16 protein-coding genes are annotated in these 18,446 nt (G+C 71.5%); 9 read left to right on the top strand and 7 right to left on the bottom strand.

The genetic code is table 11. The features are described from left to right. Positions 1-6: 6 nt before the first annotated feature. Positions 7-882: a serine hydrolase gene (locus tag CP981_RS31735; protein WP_085922656.1), complete on the top strand. Its 876-nt coding sequence runs from the start codon at positions 7-9 to the stop codon at positions 880-882. A 399-nt stretch (positions 883-1,281) separates the two neighbouring features. Next, the gene (locus tag CP981_RS31730) at positions 1,282-2,211 is read left to right on the top strand and encodes a class I SAM-dependent methyltransferase (RefSeq protein ID WP_085922657.1); all 930 of its coding nucleotides are present in this window, start codon (positions 1,282-1,284) and stop codon (positions 2,209-2,211) included. Here CP981_RS31730 and CP981_RS31725 read toward each other — a convergent pair. From CP981_RS31725 to CP981_RS31715, 3 genes are all read right to left on the bottom strand, one after another. After that, positions 2,202-2,429: a hypothetical protein gene (locus tag CP981_RS31725; protein ID WP_208853011.1), complete on the bottom strand. Its 228-nt coding sequence runs from the start codon at positions 2,427-2,429 to the stop codon at positions 2,202-2,204. The two genes, CP981_RS31730 and CP981_RS31725, sit on opposite strands and share 10 nt — an antisense overlap. A gap of 50 nt (positions 2,430-2,479) precedes the next feature. Then, positions 2,480-5,206 carry an MFS transporter gene (locus CP981_RS31720; protein WP_425282178.1) on the bottom strand — a complete coding sequence of 909 codons (2,727 nt, stop codon included), beginning with the start codon at positions 5,204-5,206 and terminating at the stop codon, positions 2,480-2,482. Positions 5,207-5,458: 252 nt separating this feature from the next. Continuing rightward, positions 5,459-5,902, bottom strand: a complete 444-nt coding sequence (locus CP981_RS31715) for an SRPBCC family protein (protein WP_085922658.1) — start codon at positions 5,900-5,902, stop codon at positions 5,459-5,461. Positions 5,903-6,059: 157 nt separating this feature from the next. Here CP981_RS31715 and CP981_RS31710 point away from each other — a divergent pair, with 157 nt between their 5' ends. After that, positions 6,060-7,106 carry an Rv2578c family radical SAM protein gene (locus CP981_RS31710; RefSeq protein ID WP_085922659.1) on the top strand — a complete coding sequence of 349 codons (1,047 nt, stop codon included), beginning with the start codon at positions 6,060-6,062 and terminating at the stop codon, positions 7,104-7,106. A 14-nt stretch (positions 7,107-7,120) separates the two neighbouring features. Here CP981_RS31710 and CP981_RS31705 read toward each other — a convergent pair whose 3' ends face one another. Further along, complete coding sequence (locus CP981_RS31705) at positions 7,121-7,480, bottom strand: MerR family transcriptional regulator (protein WP_085922660.1); 360 nt, start codon at positions 7,478-7,480, stop codon at positions 7,121-7,123. Between the two features lie 95 nt (positions 7,481-7,575). Next, positions 7,576-8,367 carry an SDR family NAD(P)-dependent oxidoreductase gene (locus CP981_RS31700; protein WP_085922661.1) on the bottom strand — a complete coding sequence of 264 codons (792 nt, stop codon included), beginning with the start codon at positions 8,365-8,367 and terminating at the stop codon, positions 7,576-7,578. A gap of 179 nt (positions 8,368-8,546) precedes the next feature. Here CP981_RS31700 and CP981_RS31695 point away from each other — a divergent pair, with 179 nt between their 5' ends. Next, complete coding sequence (locus CP981_RS31695) at positions 8,547-9,095, top strand: GNAT family N-acetyltransferase (protein WP_085922662.1); 549 nt, start codon at positions 8,547-8,549, stop codon at positions 9,093-9,095. Here the strand turns inward: CP981_RS31695 and CP981_RS31690 are convergent. Both CP981_RS31690 and CP981_RS31685 read right to left on the bottom strand, forming a co-directional pair. Beyond that, the gene (locus tag CP981_RS31690) at positions 9,092-9,556 is read right to left on the bottom strand and encodes a VOC family protein (RefSeq protein WP_085922663.1); all 465 of its coding nucleotides are present in this window, start codon (positions 9,554-9,556) and stop codon (positions 9,092-9,094) included. The genes CP981_RS31695 and CP981_RS31690 overlap by 4 nt on opposite strands. Positions 9,557-9,693: 137 nt before the next feature. Continuing rightward, positions 9,694-10,380 carry a HEAT repeat domain-containing protein gene (locus tag CP981_RS31685; RefSeq protein WP_085922664.1) on the bottom strand — a complete coding sequence of 229 codons (687 nt, stop codon included), beginning with the start codon at positions 10,378-10,380 and terminating at the stop codon, positions 9,694-9,696. 387 nt (positions 10,381-10,767) lie between these two features. Here CP981_RS31685 and CP981_RS31680 point away from each other — a divergent pair, with 387 nt between their 5' ends. From CP981_RS31680 to CP981_RS31660, 5 genes are all read left to right on the top strand, one after another. Continuing rightward, positions 10,768-12,591 carry a 3-hydroxyacyl-CoA dehydrogenase family protein gene (locus CP981_RS31680; protein ID WP_085922665.1) on the top strand — a complete coding sequence of 608 codons (1,824 nt, stop codon included), beginning with the start codon at positions 10,768-10,770 and terminating at the stop codon, positions 12,589-12,591. 139 nt (positions 12,592-12,730) lie between these two features. Continuing rightward, positions 12,731-13,531: a TetR family transcriptional regulator gene (locus tag CP981_RS31675; protein ID WP_190838242.1), complete on the top strand. Its 801-nt coding sequence runs from the start codon at positions 12,731-12,733 to the stop codon at positions 13,529-13,531. Positions 13,532-14,085: 554 nt separating this feature from the next. Further along, positions 14,086-15,423 (top strand): crotonyl-CoA carboxylase/reductase, encoded by a 1,338-nt coding sequence (gene ccrA, locus CP981_RS31670; protein WP_085922667.1) that lies wholly within the window; start codon positions 14,086-14,088, stop codon positions 15,421-15,423. 39 nt (positions 15,424-15,462) lie between these two features. Beyond that, on the top strand, positions 15,463-17,475 hold the full coding sequence (locus CP981_RS31665; RefSeq protein ID WP_085922668.1) for a protein meaA: 2,013 nt from the start codon (positions 15,463-15,465) through the stop codon (positions 17,473-17,475). Further along, complete coding sequence (locus tag CP981_RS31660) at positions 17,472-18,443, top strand: HpcH/HpaI aldolase/citrate lyase family protein (RefSeq protein WP_085922669.1); 972 nt, start codon at positions 17,472-17,474, stop codon at positions 18,441-18,443. Before CP981_RS31665 ends, CP981_RS31660 begins: the two co-directional genes overlap by 4 nt. The last annotated feature ends 3 nt before the right edge of the window (positions 18,444-18,446 follow it).

The following is an 18,446-nucleotide window of genomic DNA, read 5'->3' as shown; positions in this document are numbered from 1 at the left end:
ACCTCCATGCACGGATCACGCATATCGACCTGCGCACGCCGCGGGCTGGCCGCGGTCGTGGCTGCCGGATCGCTGCTCACGGTGCTCACCACGGCGACCCCGGCCGCGGCCGGCTCCGCCAGCACGCCGGTGGACGGCTCCAAGGTCGTGTGCACCTCGCAGCAGCCGGGCCTGGCGCCCGCACTGTCCCAGGACATCGCCGACGCCCTCCACGGGCGGGAGGGCGCCTCGGCGCTGGCGATCTACGACCGGCGCACCCGGACCCACTGCGAGTTCCAGGCCGGCGCCCACTTCGACTCGGCGAGTGTGGTGAAGGTCACGGTGCTCGCGGCCCTGCTGCGGCAGACCGAGGAGGCGCACCGCAAGCTGACCCCGCACGAGGTGCGGCTCACCACCGCCATGATCACCAAGTCGGACAACGACGCGACCACCGCGCTCTGGCGCCGGGTCCGCCCGGCCGGCGTCCAGCACTTCCTGTCCCTGGCCGGTATGCGGCACACCGTCCCCGGCCCGCACGGCGCCTGGGGTCTCACCCAGATCACCGCCGGTGACCAGCTCAAACTGATGGAGCTGCTCACCACGGACAACCGCGTGCTCACCGCCGCCTCCCGCGGCTACGCCCTCGACCTGATGCACCAGGTCGTCCCCGACCAGCGCTGGGGTGTCCCGGCCGGTGCCCCCGACGGCGCCTCCGTACACGTCAAGAACGGCTGGCTGCCGCGCAAGACCAACGGCTGGCGGGTGAACAGCGTCGGCACCTTCAACGGCCACGGGAACGACTACGGCATGGCCGTCCTCTCCACCGGCAGCCACACCATGGACGACGGTGTGACCACCGTCGAACGCGCCGCCCGGGTCATCCACCGCGATCTGACGCACTGACCTCCGGCCCGACGGGGTCGGGCGGGTGGCGGCGTACGCGGCCGCCGGGAAGCCGTGCGGCAGACGGCCGTTGGCACCGATCAGCGTGACGAAGGGATAGCCGGTCCAGTCCCCGTACCAGCGGTGAAGTCGGCAGCCATCGCGCCGCTGCCACCATGACACCCCCATCCCCCTTGTTTCCGCGGCGGATTCCCCGGGCAACCCGCGGCGGAGGTCCTACGCGCCGCCCGTGCAGGGGCTGTTGGTTGGACGGACGCGTTGCCGGCGAGGCGCGCCGTCCGCATCCGGCCGTGCTCGTACCGCTTCGCTGTCCGAGGGAGCGGTACGACTTTGCACTCCCCCGGGTGACCGGCACCCCGAACGGCCCCGTACGGGACGGGTCCGGGATATCAACGCCGCATGAGCGAGACCGTGCAGCCGCTGGTCCGGCAGGCGTACCCGCCGCCGGCTCACCAGCCCACACCGCACTCCGGGAGGAACTCAGTGCCAGGCCGCGTCAAGGCAGACCTGGAGGGCGTGCCCGAAACGGCGTTGTGGACGCTCCATCACCGCGCCGCCGAGGCCGCCCGCCCGGACACGGTGCTGCCCGATCCACGCGCCGTACAGCTCGTCACCGAGATCGAATTCCCCTTCCAGGAGCGGCTGGGCGCCGCCCGGCCCTGGCTGGCGCAAGCCGTCGCCCTGCGGGCCCTCGGATTCGACGGCGTGGTGCGCGCGTTTCTCGCCGACTGTCCGGACGGCACCGTGGTCGCTCTCGGCGAGGGCCTGGAGACCCAGTTCTGGCGGGTGGACAACGGCCGGGCCCAGTGGGTGACCGTCGACCTCGATGCCCCGTTGGCGCTGCGGCGGCGCCTGCTGCCCCACGGGGCGCGGCAGCGCCTGGTGGCCTGCGACGCCCGCGACAGCCAATGGATGGCGGGCATCGATCCCTCGCGCGGCGTCCTGGTGACCGCGCAGGGGCTGCTGATGTATCTCCAGCCCGCACAGGTGACCCGGCTGATCGCCGCCTGCGCCGATGCGTTCCCCGGCGGGATGATGCTGTTCGACACCGTCTCGCGGCGGTTCAGCGCCCGCACCCGCGCGAAGGGACCCGGTGGCCATCGGCTGCCCCCGATGCCCTGGGGCATGGACGCGGCCGACCGGAAGCAGCTGTGGCAGGCCCATCCGGCGATCAGCGAGGTGTCCGAGGTGCCGCTCCCCAGGGGCCGCGGCTTCCTCGGCCATCTCGCTCCCTGCGCCGCGGCCGTGCCCCTGCTCCGCACCGACCGCCCGCTGATCACCAAGCTGCGTTTCGGCACGGCCCCTGCCTCTCTTACGGGTCAGCCCTGACGGTGTTCGTGCACCCCGTCGAGAAAGGCGTGCACCCGTTCCGCGAGCCGCGCCGGGTACTCCCCGTTGATCGCGTGGGAGGCCTCCGGCCAGATCTCCACGGTGCTCTCGCGCAAGGTGCGGGCGCGGGCCGCGGCCTTCCCGGCGTCCTGCACGATGCTCTTCCCGGCGATCAGGGGACGGCATCCACACACCATCTCCCTTGGCGACAAGCGCATGTGACGCAGCGTCAGCAAATCGCGGTCCGGCGCCCACTGCCGGCGTCCGTTCAGTCCTCGTGCCCCAGTTGGAGGTCGCGTTCGGTGCGGCCGCCGCCGGCGACCTGGAGGACGGTGGCCACCGGCGGGTATCCGGCGGCGATGACGGTGTACTCGCCGGCCGACAGATCCACGAAGCGGAACAGCCCGTCCGGCCCGGTGGTCGCGGTGTCGACGACGTTGCCGGCGGCGTCCAGCAGGGTGACCCTGGCGTCCTCGACGGGGCGTCCGCCGCCGGCCCGTACGGTCCCGCGGAGCACCGCGCCACCGGCGAGTTCGATGTCCTGGCGGGTCTCCCGGGATGCCTGGACGGTCACCGGCAGCGCGGCGGGCCGGAACGCCGGGGCGCTGGACGCCAGGGTGTACTCACCGGCCACCAACTCCCCGATGACATAGCCGCCTTCGCGTCCGCTGCGGGTGGTGGCGACGACCTCGCCGCGTACATCGGTGAGGGTGACCATGGCATCGCGTACGGGGGTGCCGTCGGCGGTGGTGACGGTGCCCGCCAGCCGACCCGCGCCGCCGAGCACCACATCCAGCTCGACCGGCCGTTCGCCGACGGTGACGGTGACCGCCTGCGGCTGATGGCCGCCCGCCGCCGCGATCAGCACATAGGAGCCGGCGCCCGGTGTGCTCAGCGCGTACCGGCCGTCCTCTCCGGTGGCACCGCGGCCGATCTGCCGGCCGGCGACATCGATGAGGGTGAGCGCGGCGCGCGGCACGATGCTGCCGTCGTGGTGCTGGACGGTGCCGCAGACCGGGAGGCCGGCCATGGCGGTGGCGTGTCGGTTGGCGGCGTGTCCATGGGGGGTGCGTCCATTGGGGGTGTGTCCGCTGGCGGCGTGTCCGTTGGCGGCATAGCTGTGCGCGCGGGCATAAGAGGCGCCGGAGTCAGGAGAGTTGACGGCGGCCGGGTCCGGAGCGCTACGCGCCTGCGGTACGGCGGTGGGGTCGGCCGGGTCGCCGTACGACGTCTGCGGGGACGGAGTGGCCTGCGGAGCATGAGGGGCGTGGGACACCAGGGGTTTCTCTTTCAGGAAGAAGGCGAGCACAAGGCCCAGGACGAGCACCGGCACGAGGTAGACGAAGATCGTTGGCATGGCGTCCGCGTACGCGGCGAGAGAGCTGTCGCGCAGCGAGGCGGGCAGCGCACGCAGCAGTTGCGGGGTGATCGACTCCGGACCGGGCAGCTGCGCCGACGCCGGCCGGCCGTCGAGCCGGCGGGCCAGCCGGTCGGCGAGGAGGATGCCGAAGAGAGCCGCACCGACGCTGCCGCCGATCCGCCGGAAGCAGGTATGGGCGCCGGTCGCGGTGCCGGGGCCGGCGGCGCGTACGGAGTTCCGCACGGCGAGCACCAGCACCGGCAGGACACAGCCGATACCGAGGCCGAGGAGGCCCGTCCAGAGGCTGAAGTCCGCCCGCGCGGTGTCCTGTTGCATCCGCGCCAGCAGCCACATCCCCACCACGGCCATCGCGCACCCCAGGACCGGGAAGGCCCTGTAGTGGCCGGTCCTGCTGATGAGTTGGCCGGAGACGAGGGAGGCGATCACGATGCCGCCCAGCAGGGGCAGCATCAGCAGCCCGGACTCGGTGGCCGTGGCACCGTCGACGCTCTGGAGGAAGGTCGGCAGATAGCCGGCGGCGCCGAAGAGCGCGATGCCGACGGCGGCGCCGACCAGGCCGGTGACGGGGAAGACCGCATCGCGGAACAGCCGCAGCGGGATCAGCGGTGCGGCGGCGAAGTACTCGACCGCCAGGAACAGCAGGGCGGTGCCGAGCGCACCGGCGCCGAGGCCGAGGACGACCCGCGAGTCCCAGGCGTAGGTGGTACCGCCCCAACTGGCCAGCAGGACCAGGCAGATGGAGAACGCGGCGAGCAGCAGCGCCCCGGCGATGTCCGGCCGGCCGCGCCGCGCGGGCCGGGGCAGCTTCCGCGCACAGGCGATGACCAGGAACGCCGGCGCACCGAACGGGACATTGAGCGAGAAGCACCAGCGCCAGGAGGCATGGTCGATGCAGAAACCGCCGATCAGGGGGCCGACGACGGCGGCGAGACCGAAGGCGGCACCGATCAGGCCCATGGAGCGGCCGCGGGCCCGTGGCGGGACGACGTCGGCGACGATCGCCAGGACGCCGATGATCAGTCCGCCGCCACCCACGCCCTGGACGGCCCGGAAGGCGATCAGTTCGTCCAGGGTGCGGGACCAGCCGGCCAGCGCCGAGCCGGCGGTGAAGAGGAGCAGGGCGAAGAGGAAGGCGGGCTTCCGGCCGAAGTGGTCGCCGAGCTTGCCGTGGAGCGGCAGTCCGAGGGCCGAGGCGAGCAGGTAGGAGGTCACCACCCAGGACATCGCGCCCGGACCGGGCAGCTCACCGACGATCTCCGGGAGCGCGGTGGCGACGACGGTCTGACCGAGGGCCGCGAGCAGCAGCGCCGGCATCAGGCCGGCGAAGACCAGACGGGTGCGGCGGGAGCTGACCGGGACCGGCGCACGGGTGCCCGGCTCCACCGGCTCGGCGCTCGCGGCCGGAGCCGGGCCCGGCGCCGGGCTCAGCGCGGGAGCCGATTTCGAAGCCGAAGAAGCCGGGCTCGGAGCCGGAGCCGGCTTCGGAGCCGGACGTGAGGCCGGAGCCGGACCCGTATGCGAAGCCGGTTCGGGTGCCGGTGCCGGCCCCATGGCCGCACCGGATACGGGCGGATCGGTTCGCTCGACCCGCTCGCCCAGGGTGGTCCCGCCCACGTGCTGCTCCCCTCGTCACGCCTGTTGCCGCCCAAGTTCTCGCATTGGGCGACAACACGGTTCAAGCGCGGCAAAGGGGTACGGGCGGGGCGGGACCGGACGTCAAGTGCGGTGCCCGGGACGCCTATTGGGCTCCCATCAGGGCTTTCCGTACCGAAGTGCTCCGGCGGGCCGCACACTTCGGTTCAGCGGAAACCACCCGAACCGGTGAGTGTGACGGCATGCATGCCGGGTGACGGAAGTGATTGCGGCTCACTTCTCCACGTGGGCGGCGAGGTTGGCCAGCAGGGTGTCGTAGATCCGGCCGAGTCCCTTGGGGGCGAAGGTCCGCTCGAAGAAGCCGCCGATACCGCCGGCGCCCTGCCAGGTGGTGGTGACGACGACCTTGGCGCGCCGCTCACCGGCCGGGGTGACGACCCAGGTGGTCACCATCGAGGAGTTGCGGTCCTTCTCCACGAGCTGGCCGTCGGTCGGCTCGTCGACCTCCAGCAGACAGTCGCGCACCCGCTTGCTCGTGGCCTGGAGCTTCCAGTGGACGAGGGTGCCCTTGCCGTCGCCGCCCTCGCGGACCTCGTACTCGCTGAAGTGCTCGGGCAGCAGCTGCGGACGCGTGCCGGAGTAGTCGGCGAGCGCGTCGAACACGTCCTCCGGGTCCGCCGCGATCTCGCGCTGCGTGATGGCCTCGACCTGCCCCATGTGTGTCTTCCTCCAGTACTCGGCTGCCGGTCCTGCGATGCGCGGCCAAGCCAACCACCCCTCGGCGACGCGCCCAAATTCAGGGCCGCCGAGCCGCAAGGGAACATCTGTTCTATTATGGCGAACGGGGGCTCGGCAGGATCCAGAAGGAGGCCCGATGCGCTGGGACAATCTCGGCGAAAGCCCGTCCGCGCTGTTCGGCACGGATGTCGTCAGCCGGACGATCGACACCCCCGAGTTCCGCGGGATCACCTTCCACGAGGTGCGCGCCCGCTCGATCGTGAACCGTGTCCCGGGCGCCTCCCGGATGCCGTTCGAATGGACCGTGAACCCCTACCGCGGCTGTAGCCACGCCTGCGTCTACTGCTTCGCCCGCAAGACGCACAGCTACCTCGACCTGGACACCGGCCAGGACTTCGACTCGCAGATCGTGGTGAAGGTCAACGCCCCCGAGCTGCTGCGCCGCGAGCTGGCCGGGCGCCGCTGGCGCGGTGACCACATAGCCATGGGCACCAACGTCGACTGCTATCAGCGCGCCGAGGGCCGCTACCGTCTGATGCCCGGCATCATCGAGGCCCTGCGCGATCACGCCAACCCGTTCTCGATCCTCACCAAGGGCACGCTCATCCTGCGCGATCTGCCGCTGCTCCAGCAGGCCGCCGAGGTCACCGACGTCGGCATCTCGGTCTCCGTCGGCTTCCTGGACCGCGAGCTGTGGCGCACGGTCGAGCCCGGCACCCCCGCCCCGGACCGCCGGCTGGACGTGGTGCGCACGCTCACCGCGCACGGCATCCCGTGCGGTGTGCTGATGGCGCCGGTGATCCCGTTCCTCGGGGACGCGCCGGACCAGCTGCGGGCCACGGTCCGGGCCATCGCGGAGGCCGGCGCCGGGTCCGTCACCCCGCTGGTGCTGCATCTGCGGCCCGGCGCCCGCGAATGGTTCATGACGTGGCTGGGGCAGCATCACCCGCATCTGGTGCGGCGCTACACCACGATGTACGCGGACGGCGCCTACGCCCCCAAGTGGTACCAGCGCCGGATCACCCGCCAGGTGCATGAACTCGCCGCGGAGTACGGCATCGGGCCCGCCCGGCCCGGCGAGGCCCGCCGGATCCCGCCGCCGGACGCCGCTCCCGAAGCGGCCGGAAGCCCCGGCGACGAGGCCCACCACCCCGCGGAACCGACCCAGTTGACCCTGATATGACCCGGACGCAGCCCTCAGGCCGGGGTGCCCGGCACCGAATCCAGGGCCCGCGCCAGCCGGTCGCGGACCGCCGACTGCGCGGCGATCCGCTCCTCGATCACGGCGAGCCGCGCACGGGCGATCCGCAGCCCCTCGGGTGAGGGCGCGGCGGTGGTCATATCGCCGTCCAGGCAGGGCGAGAAGCAGTGGACGTCGGCGAGCGTGAGCCCGGCCGTCAGGAGGTGCTGGATATTGCGGACCCGTACGGCCGCGCGCTCGTCGTAGACGCGATAGCCGTTCGCCATCCGCTCCGAGACGATCAGCCCCTCGCACTCGTAGTTGCGCAGCGCGCGCGGCGACGCCCCCGTGATCTGCGCCAGCTCCCCGATCCGCACCGGCCCACCTCCCCGTCCGGCACCGTTTCTACCAGGGCGGGGCCGGGCGGCCCGGCCCCGCCCCGGTCCCGCCTCGCCGGTCGGCCGATCACCACTCAGCCGACCACCGCTCCCCCGTCGACCGGGAGGACCACCCCGGTCACGAACGACGCCTCCGGCGCGGCGAGCCGGGTGACGGCCCAGGCCACCTCCTCCGGACTGCCCACCCGCCCCATAGGCGTGTGCGCGATCTGCCACTCGCGTAGGGCCTCCCGCTGCTCCGGGGACCATCCCTGATGCCGGGCGATCGGGGTCTCGATCGCCCCGGGCGCGACCGCGACCACCCGTACACCGCGCGGCGCCAGCTCCACCGCCCAACTACGGGTGAGGAGTTCGAGGCCGGTCTTCGTCGCGGCGTAGACTCCGTTGCCCGGCCAGCCCCGCTGGCCGACCGAGGTGCTGATGTTGACCACCACCCCGCCGGTCCGTTCCAGATGAGGGACGGCCGCCTGGGTCAGCAGTACCGGCGCGACCAGGTTCGTCGCCAGCAGCGGATCCATCCCCTCCTTGGTGAAGCTGCCGAGCGCCCCGCTGCCCACCACCGCGGCATTGTTGACCAGCACATCCAGCCGGCCGAACGTCTCGACCGCGTGACGGACGAGCTCCTCGGGCACCCCGTCCGCGGTGATGTCGGCGGCGTACGGCACGATCTCGCCGCCCCCGGTGCCGGCCTCCGCCGCCGTCTCCGCCAGTGGCCCTGGCCGGCGCCCCACCGCCAGCACCCGCGCCCCTTCCGCCGCGAAGGCGTGAGCGGTGGCCCGCCCGATGCCGGTCCCCGCGCCGGTGACGATCACAGCCCTGCGGTGCGTTCCGGACCCGCGCGGCCCGGAGTTCTCTGCCTGTTCCATACCGCGAGTCTCGAACCCTGACCCCTGGGACAAGGTCAAGCGGCTCCCGCGCTCCCCTCCGCAGAATTCCCCTTGAGGGCCCCGTGGGGCCAGGCCCTAACCTCTCCCCCATGGACCGGACCGAGAGGACTTCCGAACGCGCCCCCACACAGCCGCCGCCCCCCGTACGGGTACGGGAAATGACCGAAGCCGATATCGAAGCGGTCTCGGCGGTGCGGGTCCACGGCTGGCAGACGGCCTACCGCGGGCTGATGCCCCAGGCGTATCTGGACGCGATGAGCGTGACGGCGGATGCCGAGCAGCGGCGCTCGTGGTTCGCGCGCCGGTCGCCGGAGGTCTCGGACCTGGTGGCCGAGCGGAACGGCGACGTCGTCGGCTGGGCATGCGTCGGCCCGGCCCGCGACCCCGATATCGCCCCAGGAGCCGCGGAGTTGCCCGCCCCCCGGCCGACCGCGGGCGAACTCCTCGCCCTCTACGTCACCCCCACCCTGATCGGCACCGGCATCGGCCACACCTTGCTGACCGCCGGTACCACCCGCGCACGTGCCCACGGCTTCCACACGCTCTACCTGTGGGTCGTACGCGGCAACACCCGCGCCCAGCGCTTCTACGAACGGGCCGGCTTCACCCCGGACGGCGCCGAGGAGTCCTACGACGTGGGCGGCAGCAGCGTCCCGGAACTGCGTTATCGGCGGTCGCTGGTGACGGGGGGCAGTACGCCGCCCTAGTGCACACAGAACTCATTCCCCTCCGGGTCCGTCATGATCACCCACTCGCCGCCCGGTTCCTTGACGTGGCGCTCCACCCGGGCGCCGAGGGCGCGGAGGCGTTCGACCTCGGTGTCCCGTTCGCCCGTGGGGCCGTGCAGGTCGAGGTGCAGGCGGTTCTTGGCCGTCTTCTTCTCCGCTTGCGGGACGCGGTTGAAGAGCAGCCGGCGCCCCAGGCCCGTGCCGGTCTCGGCGTCGTACGGGTCGTCGGGGTGGCGTACGGCCGCCGCGTCCCGCCAGGCGCGCCGGTCGTGGTGGTCGAGGAGGATCTCGGGCGGAATGGCGCCGAGGTCGAGGAGCTTGGCGATGAGGGTGCTGTGGTCCTCGACCTCGTAGTGGAGGGCGGCCGCCCAGAAGTCGGCCTGGGCGTGCGGGTCGTGGGCGTCGACGACGAGCTTCCAGTGCAAGGGCGCTGCGGTCATGGTCACCACTTATAGACCCCGGCACTGACAATCGGGGGCCGGCGCGGCTCGGCGTCCTTGTGTCGCGGGACGGGCCGGCCGGCTCACCCCGGCGCCCGGCTACGCCCCGCCCGCCACGCTTGTGCCCCGCCCGCCGCCTACGTCCCGTCCGCCGAGGCCCCCTCCACCTCGCCACCGCCCGAGGCCGCGCCCTCCGACGCCGTCCCGTCCCCCGCCGGGACCTCCTCATGCACCCCCAGCCGCGCCAGGGACGCCGCCGCGGCGGCCGCCAGACGGGGGTGGGCGACGGCGGCGGTGAGGGCGGGGACGGCGCGGCGGTCCCCGAGGGCACCGAGGCCCTCTACGCAGGCGAGTGCCACCCGCCAGTAGGGGTTGTGCGGGGTCAGCAGCCGTTCCAGGGTCGCGATCAGCGCGGGGACGGACTGCGGGGCGCGGAGTTCGGCGAGCAGCCGGACCGGGTGCAGTGCGTAGGCGGTGCGCAGCGGATTGGTGGCGAGCGCGGCCGCGGCGCGGGCGGTGCGGGGGTCGCCGAGCCGGCCCAGCGCATGCGCGGCGGTGGCGCAGCGCACCGGTTCGCGGTAGTTCAGTAACAGCACGAGCGTCTCGAAGGCCCGCTTGTCACCGGCGCAGCCGAGGACGAAGGCGGCGATCTCCCGGGCCCACAGCGGACGTTCGACGGCGACCAGCATCCGGGCCAGTTCCTCGCGTCCGGCCGGGGTGTTCTTGCGGGCCAGCCCGAGCAACCGCTCGTAGGCGACCAGATCCTGTGGGGAGCGGAGTTCGGCCCGCACCCGGTCGGTCAACTCGTGGAATTCCTCTTCCATTTGCCGTTCCCCTCCCGCCGGGCCGCCCCGGTTCCCGCGACGTGGCCCGCGCCACAGCCTAGTGACCCCTGCTACCCCTGGCGCTCTGGTTACTCACCGGTTAACCTGCTGGAACGAGCAGCACCACTGCTCGGGCGGCCTGGTGACGCAGCCGCCACAGAGTGAAGTCGGTTCGGCACAGCACGACACAGTACGGAGCACACGGCAAGGCCCCGGGACAGGGCTCTCGCCGCGGCTCCCGCACCGCCGGCGCTGCCATGGCGCTGCGGCTCCTCGCGGCTCTCCTGCCGCATTTCTGCCGCGGTGATCACAGGCCCCGCGTCCGCGGATAACCCTCAGTCGTCACTTCTCCCCTGCCTTCGGGGGAACACCCTCAGGAGTCTCGCGATGGGCCCTCAGTCCACCCCTGATCTCTCAACTCAAGCCACTTCGCCGTCCCTTTCCACCGTCGCCGTCGTCGGTCTGGGCACCATGGGCACCGGTATCGCCGAGGTGCTGACCCGGGCCGGCCGCGAGGTCATCGGTATCGACACCGACGAAGCCGCGGCCCGCCGTGCCGTCTCCGCCCTCGAATCCGCGACCGCCCGCGCCGTGCAGCGCGAGCGGCTCACGGAGCGCGAGCGCCAGGACGCCCTGGCCCGGTTCCGCACCTTCACCGATCTCCAGGCCGCCGCGGACGCCGATCTCGTCATCGAGGTGGTCCCCGAGGACTACGAGCTCAAGCGGCAGGTCTTCGCCGCACTGGACGCGGTGGTCCGGCCGGACACCATCCTGGCCACCGGCACCAACGCGCTGTCCGTGACCCGGCTGGCCGCGGATTCGGAGCGCCCCGAGCGGGTGCTCGGTGTGCACTTCTTCAACCCCGCACCGGCCATGAAGCTGGTCGAGGTGGTCTCCTCGGTGCTCACCGCGCCGACCGCGGTCACGGCCGTCACGGAGCTCGCCCGCGACCTGGGCAAGGATCCGATCGCGGTGGGTGACCGCCCCGGCTTCGTCGCGGACGGCCTGCTGTTCGGCTATCTGAACCAGGCCGCGGCGATGTACGAGTCCAAGTACGCCACCCGCGAGGACATCGACGCCGCCATGAAGCTCGGCTGCGGCCTGCCCATGGGCCCGCTGGCGCTGCTGGACCTGATCGGGGTGGACACCGCCCGTACGGTCCTGGAGGCGATGTACGCCGAGTCCCAGGACCGGCTGCACGCGCCTGCGCCGATCCTGGGCCAGCTGGCCGAGGCGGGGCTGACCGGCCGCAAGGCGGGCCGCGGCTTCTACTCGTACGACGCCCCGGGCAGCGCCACGGTCGTGCCGGACGCGGAGAGCCCGGCGGCCGCCGACGAGGGCGCCGGGGGGCGTCCGGTCTCCGGCGTCGGCGTGGCCGGTTCCGGGACGATGGCGAGCGGTATCGCCGAGGTCTTCGCCAAGGCGGGCTACCAGGTCGTGCTGGCGGCCCGCAGCCTGGAGAAGGCCGAGAAGGCGAAGGCCCGGATCACCAAGTCGCTGGGCCGCTCGGTGGACAAGGGCCGGATGACCGCCGAGGCCCGGGATGCCGCGCTGGCGGCGATCACCCCGGCCGGCTCGCTCGACGCGTTCGCCGACGTGGACCTCGCGGTCGAGGCGGTGGCCGAGGATCTGGCGGTCAAGCAGGAGCTGTTCAAGACGCTGGACAAGGTCTGCAAGCCGGGCGCCGTCCTGGCCACCACCACCTCGTCGCTGCCGGTCGTGGCCTGCGCCCGCGCCACCTCGCGCCCGCAGGACGTCATCGGGATGCACTTCTTCAACCCGGCGCCCGCCATGAAGCTGGTCGAGGTGGTCCGTACGGTCCTGACGGCCGACGATGTCCACACCACCGTGCGGGCGGTCTGCGCCAAGGTCCGCAAGCACCCCGTGGACTGCGGCGACCGCGCCGGATTCATCGTGAACGCGCTGCTGTTCCCGTACTTGAACAACGCGATCAAGATGGTCGACGAGCACTACGCGACGCTGGACGACATCGACGCCGCCATGAAGCTCGGCGGAGGCTACCCGATGGGCCCGTTCGAACTCCTCGACGTGGTCGGCCTGGACGTCTCCCTGGCCATCGAGAAGGTGCTGCACGCCGAGTTCCGGGACCCCGGGCTGGCCCCGTCGCCGCTGCTGGAGCACCTCGTCGCCGCCGGCTGCCTCGGCCGCAAGACCGGCCGCGGCTTCCGTGAGTACGCCGCCCGGCGCTGACGCGTGGCGGCACCCCCGCCCGGCGGGGGGAGGAGGGTGGGGTGGACTGCTGGAGCCCGACGGCGGTCCACCCCCGCTCACCGGGGCGGAGGTGGCACCTCATGCCGCAGGTCGCGTAAATATGCAGTACCGTCCCCACATGTCCCAGCCCGCTCGTACGCAGCCCTCCGACCCCGACACCGCCACCCCCGGTACCCGCCGAGCGGCCGCGCAACGGCTCAAGATGCGCCGTGAATTGTCGGCTGCGGCGATGGAGCTGTTCGCGACCAAGGGCTACGAGGCGACGACGGTCGATGAGATCGCGGCCGCTGCGGGCGTCGCCCGGCGCACCTTCTTCCGCCACTTCCGCTCGAAGGAAGAGGCGATCTTCCCCGACCACGACGACACCCTCGTCCGCGCGGAGGCCGTCCTGGACGCCGCCCCGCCGCACGAGAACCCGCTCGACACGGTCTGCCGCGGCATCAAGGAGGTCATGCGGATGTACGCGGCCTCCCCGGCCGTGTCGGTGGCCCGCTACCGCCTGACCCGTGAGGTCCCCACGCTGCGCGAGGCCGAGATCGCCTCGGTGGCCCGCTACGAGCGGCTGTTCACCCGCTACCTCCTGGGCCATTTCGACGAGGGCGCACACCGCGAGGGCGACGACGATCCGCTGCTCGCCGAGGTCGCGGCCTCCGCCGTGGTCACCGCGCACAACCATGTGCTGCGGCGCTGGCTGCGGGCCGACGCCCAGGGCGATGTCGAGGCCCAGCTCGACCATGCCTTCGAGATCGTCCGGGAGACCTTCGGCGCCGGTATCGGCGCGGGCCGCCCCGGCGGCGAGGAGAACCCGCCGGCGTCCGTCTCCCGGGAGGGCGAGGTGCTGGTCGCGGTGGCCCGTACGGACGCCCCGCTGGACGAGGTCATGCGCACCATCCGCAAGGCGATCAAAGAGCGCAAGTAACGGCCTTCCGGCCGGAGCAGGACCCGAGCGCGGCCCGGCGCCCATGAGCTGACCGGGCCGCGACCCGGATGGCGTAACGCCCCGGGTGCACACGCTCCGCACATTTTCCCTTTCTTTGCGTCACCTCCAGGCTTCCCATCGGCCGTCTTTTGCTCATGCGTGCCGACGAGATGACATCTGAGAGAAATTCTTGGCACTCAGTGTCTTGTCGCCTGGCACGCGGTGTCATACGTTGAGGGTGTCCGGGCGGCCGGCGTGCTGAGATCCCACGCGCGCCGGCTGTCCCACCAGCCCTATGTGGCTGTCCGCCCGGATGCCTGCGTCACAGGCACTCCCAGCTGCCGCTGGGCACCGCGCTCACCCAGCGCTGCCACGGCACCGCGGCCGACGACTCTGCGACCCCCGCAGAGGCGGCGGCAACGGCGCCACCCCGGCCGAACCGACGGCACCACCTCCGCACCACCCCCGACGTTCCCCCAACCGTTTCCCTCAACGGTTCCCCGAGCTCACCACCGCGGCCGAGCCGGGGAGGCCCCAACCGCCGGAGGCACCCCGTGAACGAAATCCTGGACGCAATCCTCGCGCCTGACACCACCAGCGCCGACTTCGCCGGCCTGACCATCCCCGAGTCCTACCGCGCGGTGACCGTGCACAAGGACGAGGCCGAGATGTTCGCCGGTCTCGAAAGCAAGGTGAAGGACCCCCGCAAGTCACTGCACGTCGACGAGGTGCCGGTGCCCGAGCTGGGCCCGGGCGAGGCGCTGGTGGCCGTCATGGCCTCCTCCGTGAACTACAACTCGGTGTGGACCTCGATCTTCGAGCCCGTGTCGACGTTCGGGTTCCTGGAGCGCTACGGCAGGCTCTCCCCGCTCACCAAGCGGCACGACCTGCCGTACCACGTCATCGGCTCCGACCTGGCGGGCGTGGTCCTGCGCACCGGCCCCGGTGTCAACGCCTGGGGCCCCGGTGACGAGGTCGTCGCGCACTGCCTCTCCGTCGAGCTGGAGTCCTCCGACGGCCACAACGACACCATGCTCGACCCCGAGCAGCGCATCTGGGGCTTCGAGACCAACTTCGGCGGCCTGGCCGAGATCGCGCTGGTCAAGTCCAACCAGCTGATGCCCAAGCCCCAGCACCTGAGCTGGGAAGAGGCGGCGTCGCCCGGTCTGGTCAACTCGACCGCCTACCGCCAGCTCGTCTCGCAGAACGGCGCGGCGATGAAGCAGGGCGACAACGTGCTGATCTGGGGCGCCAGCGGCGGACTCGGCTCGTACGCCACCCAGTTCGCGCTGGCCGGCGGCGCCAACCCGATCTGCGTGGTCTCCTCCGACCAGAAGGCGGAGATCTGCCGGAAGATGGGCGCCGAGGCGATCATCGACCGCAACGCCGAGGGCTACAAGTTCTGGAAGGACGAGCACACCCAGGACCCCAAGGAGTGGAAGCGCTTCGGCAAGCGCATCCGTGAGCTGACCGGCGGCGAGGACGTGGACATCGTCTTCGAGCACCCCGGCCGCGAGACCTTCGGCGCCTCGGTGTACGTGACGCGCAAGGGCGGCACCATCGTCACCTGCGCCTCCACCTCGGGCTACAACCACGAGTACGACAACCGCTACCTGTGGATGTCGCTGAAGCGGATCGTCGGCTCGCACTTCGCCAACTACCGCGAGGCGTGGGAGGCCAACCGCCTGATCGCCAAGGGCAAGATCCACCCGACCCTGTCCAAGACGTACACCCTCGAAGAGACCGGGCAGGCGGCGTACGACGTGCACCGCAACCTCCACCAGGGCAAGGTCGGCGTGCTGGCACTGGCCCCCGAGGAGGGCATGGGCGTGCGCGACGAAGAAATGCGCGCCAAGCACCTCGACGCCATCAACCGGTTCCGGAACGTCTGAGGCAACTCGGACTGCGGACCACGAAGATACGGGCCTGATATGACTGAGCGTCAGAAGGATCGTCCGTGGCTGATGCGGACGTACGCCGGCCACTCCACCGCCGAGGCGTCCAACGAGCTGTACCGTCGCAACCTCGCCAAGGGCCAGACCGGCCTGTCGGTCGCGTTCGACCTCCCGACGCAGACCGGTTACGACCCCGACCACGTCCTCGCCCGCGGCGAGGTCGGCCGGGTCGGGGTCCCCGTGTCCCACCTCGGTGACATGCGACGGCTGTTCCAGGACATCCCGCTGGACCAGATGAACACCTCGATGACCATCAACGCGACGGCCATGTGGCTGCTGGCGCTGTACGAGGTGGTCGCCGAGGAGCAGGGCGCCGACATCTCCAAGCTGTCGGGGACGACGCAGAACGACATCGTCAAGGAGTACCTCTCGCGCGGGACGCATGTCTTCCCGCCGGGACCCTCGCTCCGGCTGACCACCGACATGATCACGTACACGGTGGCGCACATCCCCAAGTGGAACCCGATCAACATCTGCAGCTACCACCTGCAGGAGGCGGGCGCCACGCCGGTCCAGGAGATCGCCTATGCGATGTCCACCGCGATCGCGGTACTGGACGCGGTGCGGGACTCCGGGCAGGTGCCGCCGGAGAAGTTCGGTGATGTCGTGGCCCGTATCTCGTTCTTCGTGAACGCCGGGGTCCGGTTCGTCGAGGAGATGTGCAAGATGCGCGCCTTCGGCCGCATCTGGGACAAGATCACCCGCGAGCGCTACGGCATCGAGAACGAGAAGCAGCGCCGGTTCCGCTACGGCGTGCAGGTCAACTCGCTCGGCCTGACCGAGGCGCAGCCGGAGAACAACGTCCAGCGGATCGTCCTGGAGATGCTGGCCGTCACGCTCTCCAAGGACGCCCGCGCCCGCGCGGTGCAACTCCCGGCCTGGAACGAGGCGTTGGGGCTGCCGCGCCCCTGGGACCAGCAGTGGTCGCTGCGTATCCAGCAGGTCCTGGCGCACGAGAGCGACCTGCTGGAGTACGAGGACATCTTCGCCGGCTCGCATGTCATCGAGGCCAAGGTGGAAGCCCTGGTCACCGACTGCCTCGCGGAGATCGAGCGGATCCAGGAGATGGGCGGCGCGATGGCCGCGGTGGAGTCCGGCTATCTCAAGTCGCAGCTGGTCTCCGCGCACGCCGAGCGGCGGGCCCGGATCGAGGCCGGCGAGGAGAAGATCGTCGGCGTCAACTGCTTCGAGGGCACCGAGCCCAACCCGCTCACCGCGGACCTCGACACGGCCATCATGACCGTCGACCCCGCCAACGAGGCACGGGTCGTCCAGGCGCTGCACGAGTGGCGGGACAACCGCGACGAAGGCCGCGCCCAAGACGCCCTGTCGGGTCTGAAGAAGACCGCGGCGGGCGACGGCAACCTCTTCGCGGCCACCCTGGAGTGCGCACGCGCCGGTGTGACGACCGGCGAGTGGGCCTGGGCGCTGCGGGACGTCTTCGGTGAGTTCCGGGCTCCTACGGGCGTCTCCAGCGCCCCGCTGGCGGTCGCTGCCGAGGCGGGCAGCCTGCTCGCCGAGGTCCGCGAGAAGGTCGCCAAGACCGCGGCCGAGCTCGGCAGCGGCAAGCTGCGGCTGCTGGTCGGCAAGCCCGGCCTGGACGGGCACAGCAACGGCGCCGAGCAGATCGCCGTACGGGCCCGGGACGCCGGCTTCGAGGTGATCTACCAGGGCATCCGGCTCACCCCGGAGCAGATCGTCTCGGCCGCGGTCGCCGAGGACGTGCACTGTGTGGGCCTGTCGATCCTGTCCGGCTCGCACGCCGAGCTGGTGCCGGACGTCCTGGCCCGGCTGCGCCGCACCGGCGTCGACGACATGCCGGTCATCGTCGGCGGCATCATCCCGTCCGCCGATGCGACCGCGCTGCGGGAAGCCGGAGTGGCGGCCGTCTTCACCCCCAAGGATTTCGGTATTACGGAGATCATCGGCCGTATCGTCGACGAGATCCGGAAAGCGAACCAGCTCGACCCTCTGGAGGTCCCCGCATGACCCAGGCGAACCGCCCGCCCGGCGGCCGGCCGCGCCGCTCCTGCCTCGCGGTCCCCGGCAGCAACCCGCGCTTCCTGGAGAAGGCCCAGGGCCTCCCCGCCGACCAGGTCTTCCTGGACCTGGAGGACGCCTGCGCCCCGCTCGCCAAGGAAGGCGCCCGGCACCACATCGTCGAGGCGCTGAACGAGGGTGACTGGACGGGCAAGACACGGGTCGTGCGGGTCAACGACTGGACCACGCACTGGACGTACCGGGACGTCATCACGGTCGTCGAGGGCGCGGGGCAGAACCTCGACTGCATCATGCTGCCGAAGGTGCAGGACGCCCAGCAGATCGTGGCGCTGGACCTGCTGCTGACCCAGATCGAGAAGACCATGGGCTTCGAGGTCGGCCGGATCGGCATCGAGGCGCAGATCGAGAACGCCAAGGGCCTGGTGAACGTCGACGCGATCGCCGGCGCCTCGCCGCGCCTGGAGACCATCATCTTCGGCCCGGCCGACTTCATGGCATCCATCAACATGAAGTCCCTGGTGGTCGGCGAGCAGCCGCCCGGCTATGGGGCGGATGCGTACCACTACATTCTGATGCGCATTCTGATGGCGGCACGCACCTACGATCTCCAGGCCATCGACGGTCCGTACCTTCAGATCAAGAATATTGACGGCTATCGCGAGGTCGCCGGCCGCGCCGCCGCCCTCGGTTTCGACGGGAAATGGGTGCTGCACCCGGGTCAGGTCGAGGCCGCCAACGAGGTGTTCTCCCCCTCCCAGGAGGACTACGACCACGCCGAGCTGATTCTGGACGCCTACGAATGGCACACCTCGGCGGCGGGCGGAGCCAAGGGTTCCGCGATGCTCGGCGATGAAATGATCGACGAGGCGAGCCGGAAGATGGCGCTGGTCATCGCCGGCAAGGGCCGGGCCGCCGGCATGATCCGCACATCCAAGTTCGAGGCCCCGGAGGCTTAAGCG

Source organism: Streptomyces platensis, assembly GCF_008704855.1.
Classification (GTDB): Bacteria; Actinomycetota; Actinomycetes; order Streptomycetales; family Streptomycetaceae; genus Streptomyces; species Streptomyces platensis.
Note: the sequence above shows the minus strand (reverse complement) of the source record. Positions and strands in the feature narration are given on the sequence as shown.

Excerpts from the sequence above, each read along its gene's own strand:
- CP981_RS31735 (WP_085922656.1), top strand. The coding sequence starts at position 7 with ATGCACGGATCACGCATATCGACCTGCGCACGCCGCGGGCTGGCCGCG.
- CP981_RS31730 (WP_085922657.1), top strand. The coding sequence starts at position 1,282 with ATGAGCGAGACCGTGCAGCCGCTGGTCCGGCAGGCGTACCCGCCGCCG.
- CP981_RS31725 (WP_208853011.1), bottom strand. The coding sequence starts at position 2,429 with ATGCGCTTGTCGCCAAGGGAGATGGTGTGTGGATGCCGTCCCCTGATC.
- CP981_RS31715 (WP_085922658.1), bottom strand. The coding sequence starts at position 5,902 with ATGGGGCAGGTCGAGGCCATCACGCAGCGCGAGATCGCGGCGGACCCG.
- CP981_RS31710 (WP_085922659.1), top strand. The coding sequence starts at position 6,060 with ATGCGCTGGGACAATCTCGGCGAAAGCCCGTCCGCGCTGTTCGGCACG.
- CP981_RS31700 (WP_085922661.1), bottom strand. The coding sequence starts at position 8,367 with ATGGAACAGGCAGAGAACTCCGGGCCGCGCGGGTCCGGAACGCACCGC.
- CP981_RS31695 (WP_085922662.1), top strand. The coding sequence starts at position 8,547 with ATGACCGAAGCCGATATCGAAGCGGTCTCGGCGGTGCGGGTCCACGGC.
- CP981_RS31690 (WP_085922663.1), bottom strand. The coding sequence starts at position 9,556 with ATGACCGCAGCGCCCTTGCACTGGAAGCTCGTCGTCGACGCCCACGAC.
- CP981_RS31685 (WP_085922664.1), bottom strand. The coding sequence starts at position 10,380 with ATGGAAGAGGAATTCCACGAGTTGACCGACCGGGTGCGGGCCGAACTC.
- CP981_RS31680 (WP_085922665.1), top strand. The coding sequence starts at position 10,768 with ATGGGCCCTCAGTCCACCCCTGATCTCTCAACTCAAGCCACTTCGCCG.
- CP981_RS31675 (WP_190838242.1), top strand. The coding sequence starts at position 12,731 with ATGTCCCAGCCCGCTCGTACGCAGCCCTCCGACCCCGACACCGCCACC.
- CP981_RS31665 (WP_085922668.1), top strand. The coding sequence starts at position 15,463 with ATGACTGAGCGTCAGAAGGATCGTCCGTGGCTGATGCGGACGTACGCC.
- CP981_RS31660 (WP_085922669.1), top strand. The coding sequence starts at position 17,472 with ATGACCCAGGCGAACCGCCCGCCCGGCGGCCGGCCGCGCCGCTCCTGC.